The 23,423-nt window shown below is 40.6% G+C and carries 20 protein-coding genes; 8 read left to right on the plus strand and 12 right to left on the minus strand.

Annotation, left to right across the window (positions count from 1 at the left end; genetic code table 11):
• Window position 1 precedes the first annotated feature (1 nt).
• The 4 genes from BW142_RS11890 (at window position 2) to BW142_RS11910 (ending at window position 4,470) form a co-directional block, all read left to right on the plus strand.
• A complete protein-coding gene (locus tag BW142_RS11890; RefSeq protein ID WP_076924977.1) occupies window positions 2-928 on the plus strand; it encodes a LysR family transcriptional regulator in 927 nt (308 codons plus the stop codon).
• 120 nt (window positions 929-1,048) lie between these two features.
• On the plus strand, window positions 1,049-3,016 hold the full coding sequence (locus tag BW142_RS11895) for a hypothetical protein (RefSeq protein ID WP_076924978.1): 1,968 nt from the start codon (window positions 1,049-1,051) through the stop codon (window positions 3,014-3,016).
• 95 nt (window positions 3,017-3,111) lie between these two features.
• Entirely contained in the window at window positions 3,112-3,570 is a 459-nt protein-coding gene (locus BW142_RS11900; protein WP_076924979.1) for a thioredoxin family protein, read from the plus strand.
• A 462-nt stretch (window positions 3,571-4,032) separates the two neighbouring features.
• On the plus strand, window positions 4,033-4,470 hold the full coding sequence (locus BW142_RS11910; RefSeq protein WP_076925004.1) for a hypothetical protein: 438 nt from the start codon (window positions 4,033-4,035) through the stop codon (window positions 4,468-4,470).
• A 123-nt stretch (window positions 4,471-4,593) separates the two neighbouring features.
• Here BW142_RS11910 and BW142_RS11915 read toward each other — a convergent pair whose 3' ends face one another.
• Window positions 4,594-5,472: a LysR substrate-binding domain-containing protein gene (locus BW142_RS11915; RefSeq protein ID WP_076924981.1), complete on the minus strand. Its 879-nt coding sequence runs from the start codon at window positions 5,470-5,472 to the stop codon at window positions 4,594-4,596.
• Between the two features lie 121 nt (window positions 5,473-5,593).
• Here BW142_RS11915 and BW142_RS11920 point away from each other — a divergent pair, with 121 nt between their 5' ends.
• On the plus strand, window positions 5,594-6,676 hold the full coding sequence (locus BW142_RS11920) for a YeiH family protein (protein ID WP_076924982.1): 1,083 nt from the start codon (window positions 5,594-5,596) through the stop codon (window positions 6,674-6,676).
• Window positions 6,677-6,705: 29 nt separating this feature from the next.
• On the opposite strand, the gene BW142_RS11925 is transcribed toward BW142_RS11920, so the two are convergent.
• Complete coding sequence (locus tag BW142_RS11925; protein WP_076924983.1) at window positions 6,706-8,025, minus strand: DASH family cryptochrome; 1,320 nt, start codon at window positions 8,023-8,025, stop codon at window positions 6,706-6,708.
• Between the two features lie 133 nt (window positions 8,026-8,158).
• Window positions 8,159-9,886 carry a DUF885 domain-containing protein gene (locus BW142_RS11930; protein WP_076924984.1) on the minus strand — a complete coding sequence of 576 codons (1,728 nt, stop codon included), beginning with the start codon at window positions 9,884-9,886 and terminating at the stop codon, window positions 8,159-8,161.
• 228 nt (window positions 9,887-10,114) lie between these two features.
• Between BW142_RS11930 and BW142_RS11935 the strand changes: the two genes are divergently transcribed.
• Both BW142_RS11935 and BW142_RS11940 read left to right on the plus strand, forming a co-directional pair.
• On the plus strand, window positions 10,115-10,702 hold the full coding sequence (locus tag BW142_RS11935; RefSeq protein WP_083707582.1) for a DUF4202 domain-containing protein: 588 nt from the start codon (window positions 10,115-10,117) through the stop codon (window positions 10,700-10,702).
• Between the two features lie 33 nt (window positions 10,703-10,735).
• Complete coding sequence (locus BW142_RS11940; protein ID WP_076924986.1) at window positions 10,736-11,239, plus strand: zf-TFIIB domain-containing protein; 504 nt, start codon at window positions 10,736-10,738, stop codon at window positions 11,237-11,239.
• Window positions 11,240-11,297: 58 nt separating this feature from the next.
• Here BW142_RS11940 and der read toward each other — a convergent pair whose 3' ends face one another.
• The 9 genes from der to ndk all read right to left on the minus strand — a co-directional run bounded on the left by der (window position 11,298) and on the right by ndk (window position 21,790).
• Window positions 11,298-12,764: a ribosome biogenesis GTPase Der gene (gene der, locus BW142_RS11945; protein WP_076924987.1), complete on the minus strand. Its 1,467-nt coding sequence runs from the start codon at window positions 12,762-12,764 to the stop codon at window positions 11,298-11,300.
• A 74-nt stretch (window positions 12,765-12,838) separates the two neighbouring features.
• Window positions 12,839-14,017: an outer membrane protein assembly factor BamB gene (gene bamB / locus BW142_RS11950; RefSeq protein ID WP_007583433.1), complete on the minus strand. Its 1,179-nt coding sequence runs from the start codon at window positions 14,015-14,017 to the stop codon at window positions 12,839-12,841.
• 10 nt (window positions 14,018-14,027) lie between these two features.
• A complete protein-coding gene (locus BW142_RS11955; RefSeq protein WP_076924988.1) occupies window positions 14,028-14,648 on the minus strand; it encodes a tetratricopeptide repeat protein in 621 nt (206 codons plus the stop codon).
• A 19-nt stretch (window positions 14,649-14,667) separates the two neighbouring features.
• On the minus strand, window positions 14,668-15,948 hold the full coding sequence (gene hisS / locus BW142_RS11960; RefSeq protein ID WP_076924989.1) for a histidine--tRNA ligase: 1,281 nt from the start codon (window positions 15,946-15,948) through the stop codon (window positions 14,668-14,670).
• A 140-nt stretch (window positions 15,949-16,088) separates the two neighbouring features.
• Window positions 16,089-17,207 carry a flavodoxin-dependent (E)-4-hydroxy-3-methylbut-2-enyl-diphosphate synthase gene (ispG, locus tag BW142_RS11965; protein WP_024604283.1) on the minus strand — a complete coding sequence of 373 codons (1,119 nt, stop codon included), beginning with the start codon at window positions 17,205-17,207 and terminating at the stop codon, window positions 16,089-16,091.
• A 5-nt stretch (window positions 17,208-17,212) separates the two neighbouring features.
• Window positions 17,213-18,082: a RodZ domain-containing protein gene (locus BW142_RS11970; RefSeq protein WP_076924990.1), complete on the minus strand. Its 870-nt coding sequence runs from the start codon at window positions 18,080-18,082 to the stop codon at window positions 17,213-17,215.
• Window positions 18,079-19,932 (minus strand): type IV pilus biogenesis/stability protein PilW, encoded by a 1,854-nt coding sequence (pilW, locus tag BW142_RS11975; RefSeq protein ID WP_076924991.1) that lies wholly within the window; start codon window positions 19,930-19,932, stop codon window positions 18,079-18,081. The genes BW142_RS11970 and pilW overlap by 4 nt, the downstream gene beginning before the upstream one ends.
• 126 nt (window positions 19,933-20,058) lie before the next feature.
• Window positions 20,059-21,189: a bifunctional tRNA (adenosine(37)-C2)-methyltransferase TrmG/ribosomal RNA large subunit methyltransferase RlmN gene (locus BW142_RS11980; protein ID WP_024597874.1), complete on the minus strand. Its 1,131-nt coding sequence runs from the start codon at window positions 21,187-21,189 to the stop codon at window positions 20,059-20,061.
• A gap of 169 nt (window positions 21,190-21,358) precedes the next feature.
• Window positions 21,359-21,790 (minus strand): nucleoside-diphosphate kinase, encoded by a 432-nt coding sequence (gene ndk / locus BW142_RS11985; protein WP_007377442.1) that lies wholly within the window; start codon window positions 21,788-21,790, stop codon window positions 21,359-21,361.
• A 216-nt stretch (window positions 21,791-22,006) separates the two neighbouring features.
• Between ndk and yegQ the strand changes: the two genes are divergently transcribed.
• Window positions 22,007-23,392, plus strand: a complete 1,386-nt coding sequence (gene yegQ / locus BW142_RS11990) for a tRNA 5-hydroxyuridine modification protein YegQ (protein WP_076924992.1) — start codon at window positions 22,007-22,009, stop codon at window positions 23,390-23,392.
• The last annotated feature ends 31 nt before the right edge of the window (window positions 23,393-23,423 follow it).

Here is a 23,423-nt window from a genome sequence, read left to right on the forward strand (position 1 = left end):
CTTGGATCAACTAAAAGCCATACGGTATTTTATTAAGGTGGTTGAAACGGGCAGTTTTACCAAAGCCGCAAAAGCATTTGATGTGCCGCCCTCGTCGTTGTCACGGCGAGTTGCTGATTTAGAAAAAAGCCTAGGGGCGACGCTTTTAAAGCGTTCGACCCGTATCGTTAAATTGACCGAAGTTGGGCAAATTTACTATAACGATGTTCAGCAAATATTAAATCAGCTAGAGCAAAGCCACGAAACAGTGCGCAGTTATCAAACAACACCAATGGGGCGATTATGTATAAGCTCAATGGTGAGTTTTGGTGATAAAATATTACTGCCTCTGCTTGATGAATTTAGCGCGCTATACCCCGAAATTATATTAGATGTTAGCTTAAGTGATGAGTTATCGACACTTGGGCGTGACGATGTAGATATTGCTATTCGTGGTGGTTATGCGCCAAATGAACGCGTGCTAGCAATAAAACTAATGGATAATGGCTTTATTCCTGTCGCGTCACCCTGCTATTTACAAAAATACGGCGTGCCTACTAATGTTATGGAATTAAAGGATCACAGTGGCCTTTATTTTAAAACGCCAGCGGGGCCAACGCCTTGGTTATGTAAAGTGGATGAGCAATGGCACGACGTTTCTGGGCCTGCGGTCGCTATTTCAAATAACGGATCGTGGCTGGCTAAAAAAGCATGTAATGGTGAGGGCATTTTAATGTCAACTCGATGGGCGCTCGACTCATACCTTGAGTCTGGCCAGTTGCAAGAGCTTAAGTTTGAGCATGAATTAGCGATAAGCCAAAATGCGACTATGGCGGTTTATTTGTTATATCAAAAACAGCGTTATTTAGTACCAAAGGTGAAAGCGGCGGTCGACTTTTTAGTAAAAAGAATAAAAGAAACAGATGAAGGTAGTAAGCGAATAAAATAGGCCTTAAGAGTTAGGCCTATTGTTTGTATAAATAATAGGTAAAAAATATCTCCTTAAGCTAAAGCTTTTAACTAAGCGCCCGATACATTACTTAATAGGGTTTAGAGATTAAGGATAATCATGGTTAATAATGCACTTGGCAGCCAGTCTAATTTAAGCACTTTACTTGCCCAATCAGTTAATAACGCTAACCAAACCTCTGTGAGTCCTTCGCTGCTAACCGGTAGCGACCTTCAAGCTATTAATGATTTACAAACTAACGCCCCCAAAATATCCGATGAATTATTAAGCCAGCTAAATAACGAAGCTATTGACGAAGCACTAGTTAGCAATCAAAAAGTAGGGGATATTTTACAACAGCAACTTACCTCGCTATTTACTATTTCAAGTACGCCTAGCACGCTTAACTATAAACTCTCCGATGAAGAACTCGCCCTGCGCACCGTAATAAGCTCTCAGCATGAGGGGTTATTAAAAAACGAAAACAGTACCCAATTAATTGAGCGATTAAATACGTCGGTTAAAAATATTCAGGGTGCTTATGCTAATACCAGCGATATTTTATCGAGTTTAGGTCAGCTTGGGCATGAGCAAAAAACGTTTTTAGCCTCAAGTCAGCAACGTGTTGAGCGCTCACTTAATCCCTACATGGAAAGCCTCAATCGCGCAAAATACGAGGATGACGATAACTACCTGTTTGAGCTCTCGGTAAAAACTAAAGAAGGTGATGTTATAAACATTACCTTTAACTCATCGCAAGGGTACGATGAAAACACAGGCGAAGCCGTTGATGGCTTTAGTTTAAGTTACGAGGTAAATGGCGATTTATCTGAGGCTGAGCATAAAGCACTTACGCAGGTGCTCAGTGGTGTTGGCGAAATGGCCGATGAATTTTTTAAAGTGAGTGAAAACTCATTTAATCCTCTTATAGTGCCAAACCAAACAGACATGAGTTTAGATTTTTTAGCAGGGTTTAATAGTGAGCAGCTAACAGGCTTTGATGTGTCGTTTTCAACAACGCAAAATAAAGATCTTGATTCGAAAGAGAACACGCTTGATTTAAGTTACTCCATTGATGAAGCATCAAACCAGCAAGCACTTGTGTTTAAAGCCGCAGGTGGGCAAAACGACATTGATTTTGCACTTGATATGTCAACCATTGGCGCTAAAGACACGCAGCAAATGCAGCAGTATTTAGCGTCGCTCGATCAAAGCTTAGAAGATAGCCGAGTAAACAGTACCAAAGACGATAAAGAGTCGGCATTTGGGCGAAAAGGCGACGAAGCAATGCAGCAGGGCTTTGCATTGTTTAAAGGCGCGTTTACAAGTATGTCGTCGGCGGCTGAGCGCTATAGTAATTTGGAGTCACTTGCAGAACAGCACTTTAATGACGGGCGCGCCATGGTAGCCGATTTAGTTGATAACATGATTACAAACGATAGCCGTTACCAAGGGCTAGGCAATAAAGCGCCAAATACATTGGGAGCGGGTATTTCTAAGCTCGCTGATTTTGATGCTACCTTTTCGTATGCGCTGGATAACGGCGACTATCAGCCTAAAAGTACAATTGAGCTAAGCCAAGCGACTGATCAAACCCCATTAGGGGATCTTAGCGGTGTAACGCAAAGTAAAAATGTAAGTAGCCACTTTGATTATCAATACAGTCGCCCTGATTATTACAACAAAGAAGAAAGTTATAACGTAGGTACTGCGGTTAAAAATAAAGAGCTTGTGGGGCTTGATCAGTCTCACGAGGTTGATGTTGATACAAAAATGTATGCGTTTAATCCGCAAACTAACCAATACGAACTGCAAATGGCGATGCAAGAGCAAACCGTTAGTAAAAGCGACATTCGTTTAATTGACGATATTTGGCTTGAAGAAAACGAAAACAGCTACAACATGAATAAAAAAGAGCGTGTTGAGAGTGATGAAAAGCAAGACGAATTTAAAAAAACAAGCAGCCATTCTCACAATAAGTTAGTCACTTTAATTGGTGACTTAGATAAGTTAGCCGAGAATAAAGACGTAAGACGCGAGTATTTAACTAACTTATCGCAAGTTAACTTTTTTATGGAGAAAAAGTAACGGTCTTGAGTTGTTCACTCCACACTCAATATTGGGTATAGTCGTTAAATGCTTTATTTAATACCTAACTTTAATACCTAATTAAGAGCAACCTTATGTTTAAACAATTAATTTTATTGTGTGCTTTAAGCATGCCGTTATTAAGCTGTGCTGCTGACGCACCATTTTCGGGCGCAATTACCACTGATGTACTGCTAAGCGACTACGACAAGTTTAGCGAACAATACAAGGCTTTTACGCCTACAACACAAGACATTGCGTTAATGCAAAAGCTAGAAGGTAAAGAGCTAATTGTACTATTTGGTACATGGTGCCACGACAGTGAGCGCGAAGTACCGCGTTTAGTTAAGTTACTAGATGAATCAAAAGTACAACTTGCAAGCATTGAATATGTGGCCGTAGGTTACAACAAGCAAGACGATGCAGGTATTGCACAGGCTAACGACTTGCAATACACCCCAACGTTTATTGTTAAGCAAAATGGTAAAGAGTTAGTACGCGTAATTGAAAAGCCAACGGGCACGTTAGCGCAAGATTTAACTAAGGGTTTGTAAGGTCTATTCTTATGCTATGGCAATTCAATTAAAAGGATGTATAAAGCTTGGCATTCTTTGATTTGTTGCTAATTATAGCCTGTCATTTAACGTCAATTAGGTAAGCGTTTTGTGAGCATCATCCCGCGATTTTATTTATAATTAATATGGATATTTATGAAGTGCAAAAAGTGTAAATCAGGAATTACCTCCCCAATAGTTAAAACGACAAATCTTAACGGGACTCCAATCGCGTCATCATCTTGCCCAGTGTGCGGTGAAAATTTAGATGGTTCAAAAAGATATTGGGTTTTATTAATTATTTTACTTATCGGCATTGGTGTAGCATCAAGGTATTTTTCTTAACCTTAGTTATATTATCCACACATGTGAATGAGCAAGACTTTAGTTTTGATTATTAGTCTTTTATTTTATCCGACTGATTTAGTCTTTTACTTAAAAGTTATGTGACTTATGAAGTTAATGCGATCTGAAAAAGTTCAATTGTGGTTTTTGATAAATGCCAACAAATTGTTTGTAGCTGCAGCTGCTTTTGGCGTTATTTTTGTCTTGATTTGGGGGGATGCTTCTCAATGGGAATACGAAGAAGATAAAAATCACTACAGCGCTTTTTTTTCATCTATTGATAGCCGAATTAGTTTTGTAAACTATGGCTATTCAGGTACCAGTTTAAGAGTTGTTTTGAATTTTGATGCCGAAGGGCTTATTCCGGATGACATTAAAAGCATAACTCCAAAGTATAAATATTTAATTCTTGAACGCATTTGCAATGATTTAGAAAGTTTGGAACTTTTAGAAAGCGGCTACTATTTTGATGTGGATTTAAGGGATATCAGTTCTGAACACATGTTTAAAAATTATTTTAATTTAATAGTGAAGCATGAAAGGTGTATCACGTAACACAAGTGAGTTTTAACTTAGCTAATAGGCATCAGAAAGACTAAAGGGCTCAAATTTTGACTTCATATATTAAACTTTATCTAAATTTGCTACTGGTGCCTTACTACTTACAGATTGTGAGCATTATTCACTAAACAGGCTTTTTTCGAACGCTTGTGCAGCGTGTGAAGACGGTCTGTCTTTATAATGCAGTTGATAAAGTGGCCGAGAGAGTTGCTCGTTATTTTTTTGACTCAGGCGTGTTAATTTACCAAGCTGCACCAAATCCTCAGTAACTACATTTGGCAATAAAGCGACCCCCATACCTTGAGCGACGGCCCTTGCTATGGCTTCGTTGCTGCCTAATTGCATACTTTGCTCTGTTTGTACGCCATGCTCTGCTAATAACTTTACCGACATTTCTAAAGTGCCAGAGCCCGGCTCGCGCAGTAGCCAAAACTGCTCGTTTAACCATGCTTTTAAGTCTTTCGTGGGCTTAAAGTTACTGGGTATAACGACACTCATTAAATCGTTTTGCCAGTGCTTACTTATTATATGCGGCTCGGTAGGTGTGCCTTCAACCAGTGCTAAATCTATAGTGCATTCAAGTAAGGCATGCTCAATTTGCGCGGTATTAGCAACTTGTACTTCTACTTTTATATGCGGGTACTGGGCGCAAAATTTGGCTAAATAAGGCGGTAGCCAATAACTGGCAATGGTGGTGCTGATTCCTATAACTAATGTACCGCGCTTAAGCCCTGTGCGCGATTTAATATCTTCAATGGCGGCTTTTTCAATAGCAAAAATACTGCGGGCATGTTCAAAAAGTGCTTGTCCACCTTCACTTAAGGTGAGCTTTTTACCCTTAGATGCACGTTCAATAAGTAGAATGTTTAACTGATGCTCTAGCTCTTTTAGTGCCTTAGAAACAGCGGGCTGGCTTATAAAAAGCGCTTCGGCTGCGCCTGAAAAACTACCCAATTTAGCCACTGTATAAAATACCCTAAGTGCATGCAAGTTCATTGTGTCTCTCAAATCACATAACTTTAAGTTATCAAATCATGATTTTAATATATTGGAGTTATATTTTGCGCTTTTTTACAATTAAGTCAACACATCAACATGGTTTAAGTGAGGGAATATTATGCTTAGCGCTATTAAAAATAGTTTTCAGCCTTTAGGTATTAATACTAAGCAATACGGCGATACGCGCTGGTGGATTGGCATGTTACTGGTTATTGTACTTGCGGGTGTTGCTATTGCGCTGAGTAAATTACCAATAATGCAAGCTGCGCAATTTAGCTCACTCACTATTGGTATTGTAGTTGGTATTATTGTGGGCAACAGTGTGTTTTCGCGTATAGCTACGCGTACCGATGTAGGTGTTGATTACGCTAAAAGTATTTTACTCAAAGCGGGTATTATTTTATTTGGTTTTAGAATTACCTTTGCACAGGTGGCTGGCGTTGGTTGGAGTGGGTTACTAACCGATATTGTTATGCTCAGCGGTACGTTTATATTAGCAATACAGCTTGGTAAACGTGTATTTAAGCTTGATGAGCAAACAGTAATATTAATAGGTGCGGGTAGCTCTATTTGTGGCGCAGCAGCTGTAATGGCAACCGAGCCTGTAATAAAAGCGCAAGCGCACAAAGTATCAGTAGCTGTGGCAACGGTGGTGGTGTTTGGCACGCTAAGCATGTTTGCCTACCCAATTATGTTTGATTGCATGGGGCTGAGCGAGCATGCGTACGGTATTTTTGTTGGCTCAACCATTCATGAAGTAGCACAAGTGGTTGCAGCGGGCACAGCTGTAAGCGCCAATGCTGCTGATACCGCCGTTATAGAAAAAATGCTACGCGTGATGATGCTCGCGCCATTTTTAGTGGGATTATCGTTTTGGCAAAGTAAAAAGCATGCAAAAACAAACAATAACGTGCATGGCGGCGAGCAAAAAGCGGGTATTACCATCCCTTGGTTTGCAGTGTTATTTATTGTGGCAAGTGGTGTGCATTCACTCTCTATTATTCCTCAAGTGGTTTCAAGCGCTATTGTATGGTTTGATAATATATTACTCACTATTGCGATGGTGGCTTTGGGTTTACGCACACATGTTGGGGCAATTCGCCAAGCGGGTATTAAACCGCTGTTACTGGCGCTGTGTTTATTTTTGTTTTTAACATTGGGTGGTTACGCTATTAATATAGGCATTGCTGAGTTGTTTTAAAGGTTACTTGGTAAAAGTTGATTGGCGGCTTAAATTGGCCAATCAACTTCGTTTAAGGTATTTAGCTGCGTGCTGGTATTTTCATTGCCTTGCCACTTATTAGTGTAAGCAGCGTGCGGATCAAACTGCGCGGTTTGTTTTTCAATATTAAAGTGCCTACCACCACGCGGGTCGACCCCTACACCCGCTATATATTGCCAATTACCCCAGTTAGCGGCTACATCGTAATCAATCAATTGTTGTTCAAAATAAGCCGCGCCATAGCGCCAATCAAGGCCAAGCTCGTTAACTAAGCAGCTTGCGGCAATTTGCCTTGATCTATTTGATATATAACCGGTCGTATTAAGCTCATTCATAATGGCATTGACTAATGGGTAGGGTGTTGAGCCATTACACCAAGCAGCAAAGCGGTTTGGTATAAACGTAGTAAGGGGTTTTGTTTGCTTTTGACCTTTAAAACTAAATAGGCTGTTGCCTGCTTTAAGTGCATGCCATTTAAAATACTCTCGCCATAGCAATTCAAATTTAATCCAGTAGGTAGACTCGTTTGTTATTTGGTTATGTTCGTACTGTTCAACGGCTTTATAAACTTGCCGCGCACTTACACAACCAAAGGCAAGCCAGGTACTAAATTTTGTGGTGTTATTAAAGCCATCAAGCTCGTTTCGAGTTGTTTTATAGGTACTTGGCAGTAAGCCTGAAAAGTACTGCGCTAAATGAGCTTGCGCACTTCTAAATCCGCCGTGCATTATCGCGTTGTTGTCATCACTATATTCAGTAAGCTCAATTGGTTTGGCCGCACATAATGTTATAGGTTGAGGGAGTAAACCTTTAGGCAGAGTTGAGGTTGTTATAGGTATGTTTACCGCCTCTACTTTTTTTCTAAATGGGGTAAAGCTTTTAGGCAGCTCGTTTAAATCAAAAGGGAGGTCGCTTTGTTGAAATAGAGTGTCTTGTTGAGTTGTTTTAAATATGACATGTGGGCAATGTGCTTTTAGTCGCGCAAGTTGGCGCTGCTCATAGGTTCCAACATGTTCACTGCACACTACTTCGTCAATATGTTGCTCAGCTATGCGCTGCTTTAAAACACTAAAAGTTTCGCCCTCAAGTACGTGAAGAGTTTGCCCGCGTTCAATAAGCGCTTGTTGCATCTCAAATAAGCTTTGCATTAAAAACTGCTGTTTGTGCACGCCATATGGCTTTTGTTGATAGTTATTATTTTTAAACCAGTGTGGGTTTATTACAAATACAATATCGAGCGCACATTGCTCAGTAGCAAGTTCTCTTAAAATAGGGTTGTCGTCTATTCGTAAATCGTTTTGTAGCCAATATAAAATACGTTTGCTCATAGGTTTGCTCAGGTTTTAAACTCTAAAGTGGTACGAAGCAAAAGCGGGTGAGGATTAATGGTTAGGTATTTTAATTAGCTCGGCAGTTTACTTAACTAATAGAGACGGCTAAGTAAGCCGCCTCTATTAAAATTTAAATAGCTGATTTTTGCTCTGCTATCCAATCGTTTATTACATCTTCTAGCACTTCCATAGGGAGTGACCCTTGGCCGATTACGGTGTCGTGAAAGCTGCGTATATCAAACTTAGCACCTAGCTCTTTTTCGGCTTTTGCACGCAGTTCGCGTATTTTTATTTCGCCCATTTTGTAAGAGAGCGCTTGGCCTGGCCATGAAATATAACGATCTATTTGATCCTCGACCGCGCTTTGTGGCAAAGCAGTGTGATCTGCCAAGTAGTCAATTGCCTTTTGGCGGCTCCAGCCAAATGCATGAATACCGGTATCAACAACGAGTCTCACGGCACGCCACATCTCGTAACCTAAACGACCAAAGTCGCTGTATGGGTTTTGATAAAAGCCGGCTTCTTTACCTAAACGTTCGGTGTAAAGTGCCCAGCCTTCGCCAAATGCTGAGTGGCTAAGTGTGCGTCTAAATTCGGGTACATCTAACTCCATTGCAATAGCGTTTTGTAAATGGTGCCCTGGTATTGCCTCGTGCAGGCTTAGCGCTTCTAAATTATACAAAGGTTGCAATTTAGGTGTTGAGGCTAAAAAGTAAGTGCCAGGGGAGCGGTTATCAGCAGGTGGCATATAAAACGCGCCGCGACTCGCTGAGCCTTTTATAGTAAAGGTATTACGTGGTAAATGATTAAAATAGGTTGGTAACTTGCCATACATTTTTTGCGTAATAAAGGCTGTTTTTTCAAGCAAGTCTTGCGCGTCTGTTGCGTAAAATTGCTCGTCGGTTGCTAAAAATTCTAAAAAATCGCTGTAAGAGCCATCAAAGCCTACTTTATCAATGATGTTTTGCATTTGTGTTTTTATACGTGCCACTTCTTTTAAGCCAAGCTCGTGTATTTGCTTTGGTGTGGCATTGGTTGTGGTGTAGTAATTAACTGCATATTTGTAATACTCAAGCCCGCCTTTAACGCTTGAAATACCCGGCTCTGCTCTACAGTTAGGCATGTAATCGTTTTCAAAAAAGTCGTAAAAGTGTTGATAAGCCGGAACTACTTTTGAGCTAATTAAGGCTTTTGCTTTGTTTTGGTACGTTGCCTTTTGCTCTGCTGTAAATGTATTTGGTATGCGTGTAAAGGGCTCGTATAAGGCGCTGTTTTCAGGTTGCTTAACAATATGAGCGTTAATACTCTGGCTGTAATTTTCAAATGTTTTGCAGTAGTGCGTGTAACCCTTTTCAATACCTTCTTTCATCAAGTTAATGTTTTCTTGATTAAAGCGAGGGTAGTCGGCAAGGCTTACTAAAAATGCGTTGTAATCATCAGGCGTTAAAAACGCCATATTAGCCGGTGCTTCGGCAAAGTAAGTATGCCAGCCACTTAAAAAGTTAACTTGAAAATACTTATCTTGAAAAAGGTAGCTTTGCTGCTCTGTTTCTCGCTCATATTTAAATAAACGATAGTTCATTAGCTGCTCGCTATTGAGCGTTTTAGGGTCAATACTAGCTAAGTTTTTTAACACACTGTTGTTGTAAGCTTGGCGCTTAGCAATGGCTTGCTCGGTCCAATGTGGCAATGTACCACTGGGTTTCCAGCCGTCTGGATCGGTACGAAAGAATATTTTTTCGGCTTTTGCATTTTGCCAATGGTTATCAATAATCGTTTTTAAATCAGTGTTACTGTCGGCTAGGCTTGGTAGTGGTGCAACAGCTAAACAAATAGCTAAAATACTTTTTTTAAACATAGTCATCCGTTATTGGCGAGTTAATTGTTATTTGTCGCGCTTTTTTGTTTTTAATTTGTACTTAATATAGTACCAAGTTAACTTTATTAATGCGCTTAATTTTATAATCTGTATCAATTGGTTTTACTTTTTGATTGAACAAATTTCACCGCTGAAGTGAGTGGGGCACTAGTTTATTGTTTTACCAGCGTTTAGAATGATTAAAACTAATTATAAAAAATGACCGTCATGTTTAATAAAGTAATAACGCTGATTGATGAAGCGAATAACCAAGACCCGAATACTGAGCAGCACAATGGAGAAAGTTTTCCAAAAGAGTATTTATACTCACAGCGTATGAGCGAAATGCTAACTCGCTTTAAACCTGATGCCGATGAACTCATGCAAATTGCAGTGCGTGCACAGCATATTCAGCGTTGGAAGTCGCCACGTAGCGATTTTGAAATGAACAAACAGGGTTATCATCAATGGCGCAGTGCCCTTTATATTTTTCATGCGTCACTAGTCGTTGAATTAATGAAACAAGCTGGGTTTAGCGATACAGACCAAAACCGTGTTTATAACGCTGTTGCTAAAAAAGATATTAAGCGCAATCTAGACAGCCAATTAGTAGAAGATGTAGCAAGTTTGGTGTTTATTGAGCATTACATGCTTGGGTTTGCCAATGCAAAACCAGATTATAATGAAGAAAAATGGATTGGTATTATTCGCCGTACATGGCAAAAAATGTCTGATGACGCGCATGAGTTTGTACTTACAGGTAATATTACATTACCGGCGCCGCTTGTTGGGCTAATTCACAAAGCACTTGAATAAATAATAAAAATATAAAATAAAAAGGAATTTTAAATGTATTGTCCTCGTAGCGATACGCCACTTGAACCTTTACTTGTTGGCGGGATCACTGTTTACACCTCAGCGCAAGGTGGCGTGTTTTTTGATAACAGCCAAATATTTAAATTTAGCTCTCCAGAGCTAAAGCATAGCCAAGTATTGCTAAAACATTTGAGTAATTATAGTGAGACTGAATACGATGTATCGCTACGAGTTAATTGCCCAAAGTGCAAAAACATTGTGATGATGCGCAGGTATTTTTCGCCAGTAAAGGCCGTCGAAATAGACGAATGCCCAGGTTGTGCAGGAATATGGCTTGATAGTGGCGAGCTGGCAAAAATACACGAAAACCATTTAACACCCCGAGAGCGTAAGCTGTTAGCCCACGAAATGGCAACCAATCATGGTTTTATAACTATTAGGCCGCCAAAATCAAAGTATTATCCTAAAGCGCCTACAAATTTTCAAGGCACCACAGTTGAACGGCTGGTGCAATTGGCATTACTTAATTTTGAGTAATAAAAAACGGCGTACTAATAAGTACGCCGTTTTTTGTAATAAACTAATTTTTTAAAATTTATTTATTACGGTTTTCTTTAGCAAATGCACGTATTTTACGCTTTTGCGACAGTGTTACTTTATTAACACGACCAGCAAATGGGTTTTCACCTTCTCTAAATTCAATTTTGATTGGGGTGCCCATAATTTTAAGCGCTTTACGGTAGTAGTTCATCAGGTAGCGTTTATAACTATCTGGTAAATCATGAACTTGGTTACCGTGAATTACAATACGTGGTGGGTTATAACCACCGGCATGCGCATATTTAAGCTTAACACGGCGACCACGAACAAGTGGCGGTTGGTGATCGGCTTGAGCCATGTCCATAATTCGGCGCAGCATTGCTGTACTTATACGTTTAGTTGCCGACTCGTAAGCTTCGTCAACAGATTCGAATAAATGACCAACACCTGTACCGTGTAATGCAGATATAAAGTGTAGGCGTGCAAAGTCTATAAAACCTAAACGGCGATCGAGTTCTGTTTTAATACGGTCTTTAACGTAGTCGTCTAGGCCATCCCATTTGTTCACGGCGATAACCAATGAACGACCAGAGTTAAGCGCAAAACCAAGTAAGCTTAAATCTTGATCAGAAATACCATCACGCGCATCTACAACAAGTAAAACCACGTTACAATCTTCGATTGCTTGTAGTGTTTTAATTACTGAGAACTTTTCAACTACGTCACTGACTTTTTTACGTTTACGAACACCTGCGGTGTCAATTAACACATACTCTTTGTCGTTACGCGTCATTGGAATGTAAATAGAATCGCGTGTTGTACCTGGCATATCATATACAATTACACGATCTTCACCCAATATGCGGTTTGTAAGTGTTGACTTACCAACGTTAGGGCGACCAATAATAGCAAGCTTTACAGGTTTATCTGCAAATGCTTGATGATCGGTATCATCTCCTTCGCCTTCTTCGTAAAGGTCGATTAGTTCTTCGTCATCACCTGTTACTTCTTCATCTTGCGCGGCTAGTTCAGCAATAAGCGGCTGAAGTGTTTGCTCAAGTAATAATGTAATACCACGGCCATGTGCAGCTGCAATGTGATGTATTTCACCTAATGATAATTGGTAAAATTCAGCACAATTTGAATCTGCGTCAATACCATCGGTTTTGTTGGCAACAACAAAACACTTTTTCTCTTGCTTGCGCAAGTGATTAGCAATGGCTTGGTCAGCTACGGTCATACCTACACGAGCATCTACTAAAAACAGAACAATGTCGGCTTCTTCAATGGCTAGCAGAGATTGATCTGCCATTTCGATTTCGATGCCTTCTTCTGAGCCATCAATACCGCCCGTGTCTACCACGATAAATTCATAGCCATCGTAACTAGCTTGGCCATATTTTCTATCTCGTGTTAAACCTGGAAAATCGGCTACGAGTGCATCACGAGTACGTGTTAAACGGTTAAATAATGTGGACTTGCCCACATTGGGTCGCCCAACTAGAGCGATCACGGGAAGCATAAACTACCTCTTTAAAAAACAACAAAAGGCTTCGCAGTGCGAAGCCTTACAAAAAACCTTTAAGTGTTAGCTAGTTAGTTAGGTATTTTTACCATACTAACTTCACCATCACGGGTGTATAAAATTAGCTTATCGTCGGCAACAACTGGCTCAACAAAAAAGCCCGAGCTGTCAAAGTCTTCACGAGATACTAGCTCGCCAGTTTCTTTATTTAGCCAATGTAGGTTACCTTCTTGGTCGCCTAAAGCTAAGTGGCTACCTGCAACTGCAGGGCCTGTTAGGTACCAACCACGTAGAGCGGGTTGGCTCCAACGTTCAATACCTGAATTTTTATCTAATGCGTAAATAACACCATCGCTATCTACTAAATAAATTGTTTGTGCATCCATCGCAATTTCGCGGTAGCTGCTGTACTCACGTTTCCATACAACATTGCCAGAGCGAATATCTACAGCAGCTAAGTTGCCGTTGTAAGCTATAGCGTAAGCGTATGGACCGCTGATAAGTGGTTGAGTGTCTACGTCAACTAGGCGTTCAAATTCTGATGCGCCTTTAGCAACCGCAATTTCTGCGCTCCATGCTGAGTAACCACTGTCTGAAATTAATACACTTAGCTTGCCTGTTTCAAGGCCTACTAATACACCACCGTTAGCAACGGTTGGCGAGCTTTGTCCGCGTAATGTTAGTGGTGGAACTTCTTGTTCAAAGCTCCAACGCTCTTCGCCTGTATCTGGGTGAAGGGCTAACAATTTACCAGAGCCTAAATTTACAAATATTAAGCCATCGCCTGCTGTTGGTTTAGACAGTGATTCGCCTGGTACGTTTTTACGCCAAACTTCTTCACCCGTTTCGCGATCTAGGGCAATAATAAAGCCGTGTTCAGAACCAATATAAATTTTACCATAGGCTTGCAAAATACCACCTGATAATTTTGCATTACCGTTATCAGCCCAAGGCCAAAACGATAAATCTTGGCGTACATCGGTTTCCCATTTTGTATCGCCATTATCAAGCGAAAGCGCTTCTACTTGGCCTTCGCGGCTAGCAACATACACAGTATCTTTGTAAACTGCGGGTGTTAAACGAGAAAAATAATGCTCTACGCCATCACCTACAGATTCTTGCCAAACAACGTCTGTTTCAAACTGGTTTACAATTTCAGGAAGTACGAGTTCATCTTCATCATCACTTGATGAACAACCCATCAATGTTGCCATACATAGGGCAAGGGCTGCTGTTGTAAATTTTTTCATGCCTAAAACCTTATGCCGCTGGGCTAGTTACTGCTAGGTCATCTAACTTAATTTGTAATAGTGGGTTACTTGTTAATCCACCCGCATCTATTGCTGCTTGGTATGCAGTACGTGCTTGATCTTTATTACCTTGCTCAGTGTAAATGTCGCCTTTAAGCTCGGCAACGTTTGCATTGAATGCTTCAGGTAATGGTGCATTTAATGTCGTTAATGCATCGTCATATTTAGTTTGCGCAATTTGAACACGTGCTAAACGTGTAATCGCAATTGCTTTTAATTCTGTATTTGGCGTATTAGACACAACCCAGCTTAGCTTTTCGCTTGCTACGTCTAATTTTTTCGCTTCTACTGCATCTTTTGCAGCAACGAATGCTGCAAGTGTTGCATAGTTTGTGTCTTTATTTTTGCTAATAAACGCATCAGCTGAAGATAATACATCGTCGCTTTCAACAAGCGCTGTATATGAATCTGATGCTTTTTCAGCGGTAGTAATTTGGTTTTGGTTATATGCTTTCCAGCCATATAAGCCACCTAAGCCAACAAGTATGCCTAGCGCAAGTGAAATGCCGTTTTCACGGAAAAAGCGTTTAATGGCTTCTGCTTGTTGTTCTTCTGTTGAATAAATATCCATTCTTACCTCTAATGTTCGCTTAGCCGTTAATAAGCTCAGCTAATAGCGCTTTAGCTTGTTCTAATTCTAATGTGACTTGTTCTTTACGCTCGCGTAAATACTTGATGGTCACAACGCCTTTTTCTAATTCATCTTCACCAATAATCACTGCAACAAGTGCATCGCTTTTATCAGCACGTTTTAATTGTTTTTTAAAGTTGCCGCCGCCCGCATGTACCATAACGCGTAAACCCGGTACGTCTTTACGTAGTTGCGCTGCAATTGCAGGAGCTTGAATGCTTGCTTTGTCGCCCATTGCTGCTAAATATACATCAGCATTGCGACGAATGTCACCTACACACTCAAGTGCTTGTAGCAATAACACTAAGCGTTCTAGACCCATTGCAAAACCAACTGCTGGCGTTGCTTTACCACCAAGTTGTTCAACTAAGCCATCGTAACGTCCGCCAGCACATACCGTGCCTTGTGCGCCTAAGCTGTCGGTTACCCATTCAAATACAGTGCGATTGTAGTAGTCTAAACCACGTACTAACTTTTCATTAACCGTATATGAGACGCCAGCAGCGTCTAAACGTTCACATAAATTTTCAAAATGTTCTTTTGATTCAGCATCTAAGTTTTCAGACAATTTAGGTGCATCAGTTAAAATTGCTTGTACGTCTGGGTTTTTGCTATCAAGTACGCGTAATGGGTTTGAATACATACGACGTTTTGAGTCTTCATCAAGCACATCAATGTGTTGCTCAAGGTAGACTACTAACGCATCACGGTAATCTGCACGCGCTTCGTTAGACCCTAAAGAATTTAGCTCCAAACGAACGTGTTCAGTAATACCAAAGGCTTCCCATAGTTGCGCTGTTAATAAAATAACTTCTGCGTCTATATCTGCTGTAGCAATACCAAATGTTTCTAAACCAAATTGGTGAAACTGACGGTAACGACCTTTTTGCGGACGCTCGTGACGAAACATTGGACCCATGTACCAAAGGCGTTGTTCTTGATTATATAGTAAGCCATTTTGGTTGCCAGCACGTACGCATACTGCGGTGCCTTCAGGGCGAAGTGTTAATAAGTCGCCATTGCGATCGGCAAAGGTGTACATTTCTTTTTCTACTATATCGGTAACTTCACCAATAGAGCGTTTAAATAAGTCGGTTGATTCTACAATAGGAAAACGAATTTCTTGATAACCGAACGATGCTACTGTCTCGCGTAAAATGTTTTCTACTTTCTGCCAAACTTGTGTATCGCCCGGCAGACAATCGTTCATACCGCGAACTGCCTGAATTTGTTTTGCCACTGATAAATCCTAAATGCTGTTTTTTTTTGTGTAATGAAAAATGCTTACACAACAAGAATGCTAAAAATTGACCCGCTATTATAGCGTTCTGATTATAAAGGTAAACGCCAAACACCGCTGTTTGGCGCTTTATGCGGTATTTATTCGACTATTTTTATGTCAATCGGTGTTTGGCTCTGCTTTTTCTCTATAAAGTCGCGTACATAACCCTCGAGTTGTTCAACAATATTGTTGTTATCGATACGCGCTTTTTGGCGTTCGCCATTAATATATAAGCCAGAACGACGATTTGCACCGGCAAGTCCTATATCACTAACCAGTGCTTCACCTGGGCCATTAACAACACAGCCAATTACCGAAACCGATACCGGTTCAATAATATCCTCTAAACGCTCTTCAAGTTGGTTCATGGTGCTTACTACATCAAACTCTTGACGTGAGCAGCTAGGGCAAGCAATAAAGTTAATACCGCGAGCTCGAATGCGTAGCGATTTTAAAATATCAAAGCCTACTTTAATTTCTTGAACAGGGTCAGCTGCAAGCGACACTCGCAGTGTATCGCCAATACCTTCGGCAAGTAGCATACCTAAACCTACTGCTGATTTAACAGAACCTGAGCGCATGCCGCCCGCTTCGGTAATGCCTAAATGCAGTGGTTGGTCTATTTCTTTAGCGAGTAAGCGATACGCGCCTACCGCTAAAAATACGTCTGATGCTTTTACCGATATTTTAAATTGGTCAAAATCAAGGCGGCGCAATATATCTACATGGCGCATAGCTGATTCTAATAAGGCTTCTGGTGTTGGTTCGCCGTATTTTTCTTGCAAGTCGCGCTCTAGTGAACCGCCATTTACGCCAATACGAATAGGAATGTTATGCTCGCGAGCAGAATCGACCACGGCTCTTATACGCTCTTCGCTACCTATATTACCCGGGTTTATACGCAGGCAGTCAACGCCATATTTTGCCACTTTTAAGGCTATACGGTAATCAAAGTGAATATCGGCTACTAGCGGAATAGTCACTTGTTCTTTAATACTTTTAAACGCTTCTGCAGCGTCCATAGTCGGTACTGATACACGGACAATGTCGGCACCGGCATCTTGTATTGCCTGTATTTGTGCAACAGTTGCATCAACATCCATGGTGTCGGTGTTGGTCATTGATTGCACAGCAATAGGGGCGCCGTCACCAATAGGGACGTTACCTACATTGATTCGGGTGGATTTTCTGCGTTTAATTGGAGATTCTGAAAACATAGCGACTACTCTGCTAGTGGTAATGTAAATTTGGCTAAACGGTTTTTAGGAAATGCAGAAACATCTACAGGTTCGCCGTTTAAAGTAATGTCTACAGCGTCATGCTTACCAAGCACAACTGAAAAAGGAGGCGTTCCGCTTACGGTCATAATGTAGCCTGCTTTTTTAACGCCGAATGCTATTTTTTCGCCTTCGCCGTCGTAAATTTCAACCCAGCTTTCGCCGTTAAAGTTCATAACAATTGTACTGCTAGCATCTTCTTGGCTTGCGTTGTTAGAGGCAATAGGGGCCGTTTCTGTAACTGCTTCTGGGCTTGTTGATGTTTCACTAGAGGTACTTTGTGATTCTAATAATGATTCATCGTCAATTTCGGCTTGTTGCTGTTGCTCTGAAATACTGGGTTGAGCGGCTTGGCGCTCGCTCATTTTTGAGTTGGCAACGTTTATGTTACTCGTTTGCTCTTCAATGGGGGTGGCGTTTTGCCAAAACCATAAAGCAGATGAGCCAATAACAATCGCTAAAATTAAATAGCTGAAAAACATTAAACGGCTGTCATTAGCTTCTTTTTCTGTTCGACGCGAAAAGCTCTGCATATTAGCGGGCTTTGTTGGCTCCGGTGGTGCTGGCATCATCGCTAATATAGGTGTGCTATCTACTTTTAATTCTCGGCAGTAGTTTTTTATATAGCCTTTAACAAAAGTTATTGGGCCTAGTAATGTAAATTCATCATTCTCAAGGCGTTTAATTTGCAGCTCAGACAACTTTAACGGTGCAGCGATAGTCGCTATGCTAACGTTTGCTTGTTCTCTGTGATTTTTTAATATTTGGCCTACAGTTGGCTGTTCGCTCTGTGTTTGCGTATTTTCTTCATTCATAATGTGTATGAGTCTGGATCCACTAGTAAAAGTTTGTGTCCTGGTTTTAGTGCTATATCAGGACTTAATTTATTCCATCGCATTAATTCATCAATTAATACATGCCGCTGGGTAGCTATATCGTAAAGGGAATCACCAGCTTTAATTTCGTAATAAATATTTGGATCGTTTAGGTATATTTTACTTCCATTCATTACCCGATCCGACTCTTTTAGACCATTCCATTGGAGGAGTTTTTGTAGTTTAACATTGTATCGCACCGAAATGCTAAATAGGTTTTCGCCAACAGCAATTACGTGAAATGGCACGCGTAAAGGCGATACTTTAGGGTTAAGCATTGGGAGCTCTGTTTTTTGTACTGCCTCGTAACTTTTAAATTCAATATCGGCATCATTTTGATAGCTGCTATTTTCAAATACTGTTGTATTTTTAGTCGCTTCGTAGAATACCACGTCACTACTATTTTTTTGTGCAGTAACTGCGGGGGCTGAATTACTATAGTTACTAGTTTGCTGCGAATTAAACTGGCCTGTTTTAGGTGCCCCAAACGAAATTATTGTAACTTCGTCATCAGCCTTAGTTGCTTGCTTTGCTACTACAGCTGCTTTTTGAGGTTCGTAAGCAGGCTTAGGCTTTTCAGGAACTGCTCCTATTGAATCAGCAGAGTCGTGTTCAGTAGTAAGTGCAAGCATAACAGCCGATGTATCGGTAGGTTTACTTGGCACAACGGCTTTAGAAGTCACTACTTTAGGAACTTCTACTTTTTGAGCTGTTGCTTGTTTTGCTATTATGGCTGTTTTGTCGACTTGCTTAGTGGCCGTATTTTGGGCTGCCTCAACTTGCTCTTCTCTTGCTATAACCGGGTTTACATCTTGGTTATTTACTGTTGCGAGTTTTTTATCTGTTTTTTGCTCATTGTTTGTTACTAAGCTTGTTGAACCGTCTTGTGATGAACGTTTTTTTCTAATTACTTTTATTTTTGGCTTCGAACTAACGTGTGCGCCGCTTTCATCATTTTTTAGTTCTTTTAACTGCGCTTTACGGTATTTTTCTCGCAGTATTTCAAACTCATTAAAACGCGTTCTTTTTTCTTTTAGTGCATATGCTTCGTCACTTGTAGAATAGGTTTGTAAAATAGTGCTGGAAATTTTTTCAGCCTCTTCTATTCTGCCCATGCGGTTTTTTACAAGGTAGCTTAGCATTAATGCACGAGAAGATACTCGTCCCGTACTGTCGTAGCGTTTTAAAAGTTCACTGGCTTTGTATAAGTCACTTTTTGCGTAATACAGTGCAGCTAAGCTAATTAACGTAGATGTACGTTGAGAACTGTGATTAAGTGCTTGTTGAAAATAGCTTTCTGCATTTTCAAAATCATCAAATTCAATAGCACATAAGGCTAAATTTTCGTAGCTTTCGGCAACGCGAATATAGCTTGGTACTTCAATGGCTTTTAAAAATTGATCCGTAGCACGATCGTATTCATCGATACCACATAAAAACACACCGTAGTTATTAAGGGTATTAGGATCGTCAGGCTTTATTTCGAGTGCTTTTTGGTAGGCTTTATCAGCTAGCGGGTTTTCGCCTACTTGTTGATAGTAATAAGCAAGAGAGTAATGTACTTCAGGTAGGTCAGGAGCAAATGCAGCTGCACGTTCTAAATTGTATTTGGCTTGAGAGTTGTTACCCGTTTTTAAATACTGTAGGGCTAAAGCAATTCGTGTTCGTGCTGCGCCAGTATTGTTAATTTTATTTTCGACGACGGGTTTATTACTGCCGTTATAACTACTTTCGCTAACACAGCCACTTAAGGCAAGTGTGGATAGTGTTATAGCAAGTATAGATCGCATTACCTTATCTCTTTATTTTTAGTCCATGGCGCCTATCTTACCTAAAACCTTTAGTCTTGCATCATTTATTTAAAAATAAACAACTTAACCACCCTACGTGACTAATTCCTGTAGGGTGGCTACAGGTTATGCTTGGTGGATATTAACGCTAATCGCGTTATCGTCACGCATTTTCTTTTTAGCTAAACGTTTAGTACGATCAACTACGTCACCTACTAACTGTCCGCAGGCTGCGTCAATGTCGTCCCCGCGAGTACGACGAACAATACAGGTAACGCCCGCTGCTTGTAATACTTTTGAAAAGCGGTCAATGCGACTATTACTTGAACGCGTATATTCATTCCCCGGAAACGGGTTAAACGGAATAAGGTTGACCTTACAAGGAGTGCCTTTTAATGTTTGCACTAGTGCATGAGCCTGATCGGTGCTGTCGTTAATGCCATTAAGCATAACGTATTCAACTGTTACGTCTTTATTGGCTTTCGAACCATCGATGTAACGACGACACGAGGCTAAAAACTCTTCAATAGGGTACTTTTTATTAACCGGTACTAAAATGTCACGCAGTGCGTTGTCTGGTGCGTGAAGTGAAATAGCAAGTGCTACGTCAATTTTTTCTTTTAATAAATCTAGAGCAGGCACAACCCCTGAAGTACTTAATGTTACGCGGCGCTTAGATAAACCAAAGCCCCAGTCGTCCATCATTAGTTCCATTGCTGGCACTACGTTTTTAAGATTAAGTAAAGGCTCGCCCATACCCATCATTACAACGTTAGTTACAGGGCGCTTTTCGCTATGACCATCAAGACCTATATCTTTAGCTACACGCCAAACCTGACCAATAATTTCAGATACTTTTAAGTTACGGTTAAAGCCTTGTTGAGCAGTAGAACAAAAAGTACACTCAAGAGCACAACCCACTTGTGATGATACACATAAAGTAGCGCGCTCTTTTTCAGGGATCCATACAGCTTCTACTTCTTGGCCGCCTTCCAAAATAAGTGCGTACTTAATAGTACCGTCGCTTGCTTGTTGGCGAACTGTAATTTCTGGCGCTACAATTTCGCACTCGGCTTTAAGCTTTTCTTTAAGTTTTTTGTTTACGTTACTCATTTCGTCGAAGTTATCTACGCCAAAATGATAAATCCATTTCATCACCTGGTCACTACGAAACGGCTTTTCACCGAACGATGCAAATAACTCGCGCATTGCGTCTCGGTTTAAATCTAATAAGTTAATCTTTTTTTGCTCGGTCATGAAACAACCTCAATCGGTGACGGTGGAGATAAAAATTTACGAGGACGAATTGTACACAATTCACTCACTTTAATCATTAAGTAAAACATCATGAGTTTACTAATTAATACTTTACGTAATGACTAAAAAAGGGCCCGAAAGCCCTTTTCATTTTGTTAACGAATTCGAATTAACGAGTACGTGAACAAAGCTCTTCGTCAGCGAAGAAGTACGCGATTTCGCGAGCAGCAGATTCAACAGCGTCAGAACCGTGAACAGCATTTTCGTCGATGCTATCAGCGTAGTCTGCACGTAAAGTACCAGCTAGTGCTTCAGCAGGGTTAGTAGCACCCATGATTTCACGGTTTTTAAGAACAGCGTTTTCGCCTTCAAGAACTGTAACCATTACTGGACCAGATGTCATGAAAGATACTAAAGCACCGAAGAAAGGACGTTCGCTATGTTCTGCGTAGAAACCTTCAGCTTTCTCTTGTGAAAGGTGAACCATTTTAGCTGCAACGATTTTAAGGCCAGCAGACTCGAAACGGTTGTAGATAGCGCCAATGTGGTTTTTAGCTACTGCATCAGGTTTTACGATTGAAAAAGTACGTTCTAAAGCCATCTTTATGCTCCAATAATTTTAAGTAAAAGTGTGAATATTAACGGGCGCGAATTATACGCGTTTTAAGTGAAAAATCCTAATTTTATTAAAAACCAGTTTGATTGCAGTTTTGTGATCTCGATCAAAAGCAAATTGCTAATCGAACTTATACTGCCGCGCTTATAAATTAATTAATCATAGAACTGGCTTAAACCCAGTTCGATGTATGGAGCGCACATGTTACCAACTACCTCTTCAACGCCTTTTATTCCTGAATTACTATGCCCCGCAGGCAGTTTAAAAAACATGCGCTACGCTTTTGCTTATGGCGCAGATGCGGTTTATGCAGGGCAGCCTCGCTATAGTTTGCGTGTGCGCAATAACGAGTTTGACCTAGATACTCTGCAAGTAGGAATTAGTGAAGCGCATGCGCAAAATAAAAAGTTTTATGTGGTGTCTAATATTGCACCGCACAACGCTAAAGTTAAATCGTATTTACGTGATATAGAACCGGTTATTGCGATGCAGCCCGATGCGCTAATTATGTCAGACCCTGGTTTAATTATGCTTGTTCGTGAAAAATGGCCAACGATGCCTATTCATTTGTCTGTGCAAGCAAATGCGGTAAATTACGCGAGTGTGCAATTTTGGGCAAAGCAGGGGATTGAACGCGTTATTTTGTCACGGGAGCTGTCGCTCGAAGAGATAGCTGAAATTCGTGCTTTGTGCCCAGACACCGAGCTTGAGGTATTTGTACATGGTGCGCTTTGTATGGCGTATTCGGGGCGTTGTTTACTCTCTGGTTATATAAATAAGCGCGATCCAAATCAAGGGACGTGTACTAATGCATGTCGTTGGGATTACGATGTAAAACCAGGTGTTGAGAACGAAACCGGCGAAATGGTACATAAAATTGATCCCAAACAGGTTATTCCTACACTGGGCGAAGGTGCGCCGAGTAACGATGTATTTATGTTAGAGGAACAAGGTCGCCCTGGAGAGTATATGCCTGCATTTGAGGATGAACACGGCACGTATATTATGAACTCAAAAGATTTACGCGCTGTGCAATACGTAGAGCAGTTAACAAAAATGGGTGTACATAGTTTAAAAATAGAAGGGCGTACTAAGTCATTTTATTATGTAGCGCGCACAGCACAAGTTTATCGTAAAGCAATAGACGACGCGGCTTCGGGTAAACCATTTGATACTAACTTATTTAAAACACTCGAAAATCTAGCACATCGGGGCTATACCGAAGGCTTTTTAAAACGCCATGCCCATCAAGATTATCAAAACTATGAGTACGGTCATTCTGTATCAACTAAACAGCAATTTGTGGGAGAAGTACTTGGGCGCGACGAAAATGGCTTAGTTGAAATTGACGTTAAAAATAAATTTTGTACAGGCCACTCCTTAGAGCTTATGACACCACAAGGTAACATTACTTTTAAGCTTGAATATATGGAAAACAAAAAGGGTGAAATTATTAGCGATGCTAAAGGTTCTGGTCACATTGTAAAAATCGCACTAGATGAGGGGATTAACTTAGATCACGCCATTTTAATGCGTAACCTTGATGAGCACCAAGATACGCGTAATCCATTTAAACAACCTAGTTAGCCTCTTCAGTAACTGCTCAAAGCTATTTTAT

It is taken from the genome of Pseudoalteromonas sp. EB27 (assembly GCF_001974875.1).
Classification (GTDB): Bacteria; Pseudomonadota; Gammaproteobacteria; order Enterobacterales; family Alteromonadaceae; genus Pseudoalteromonas.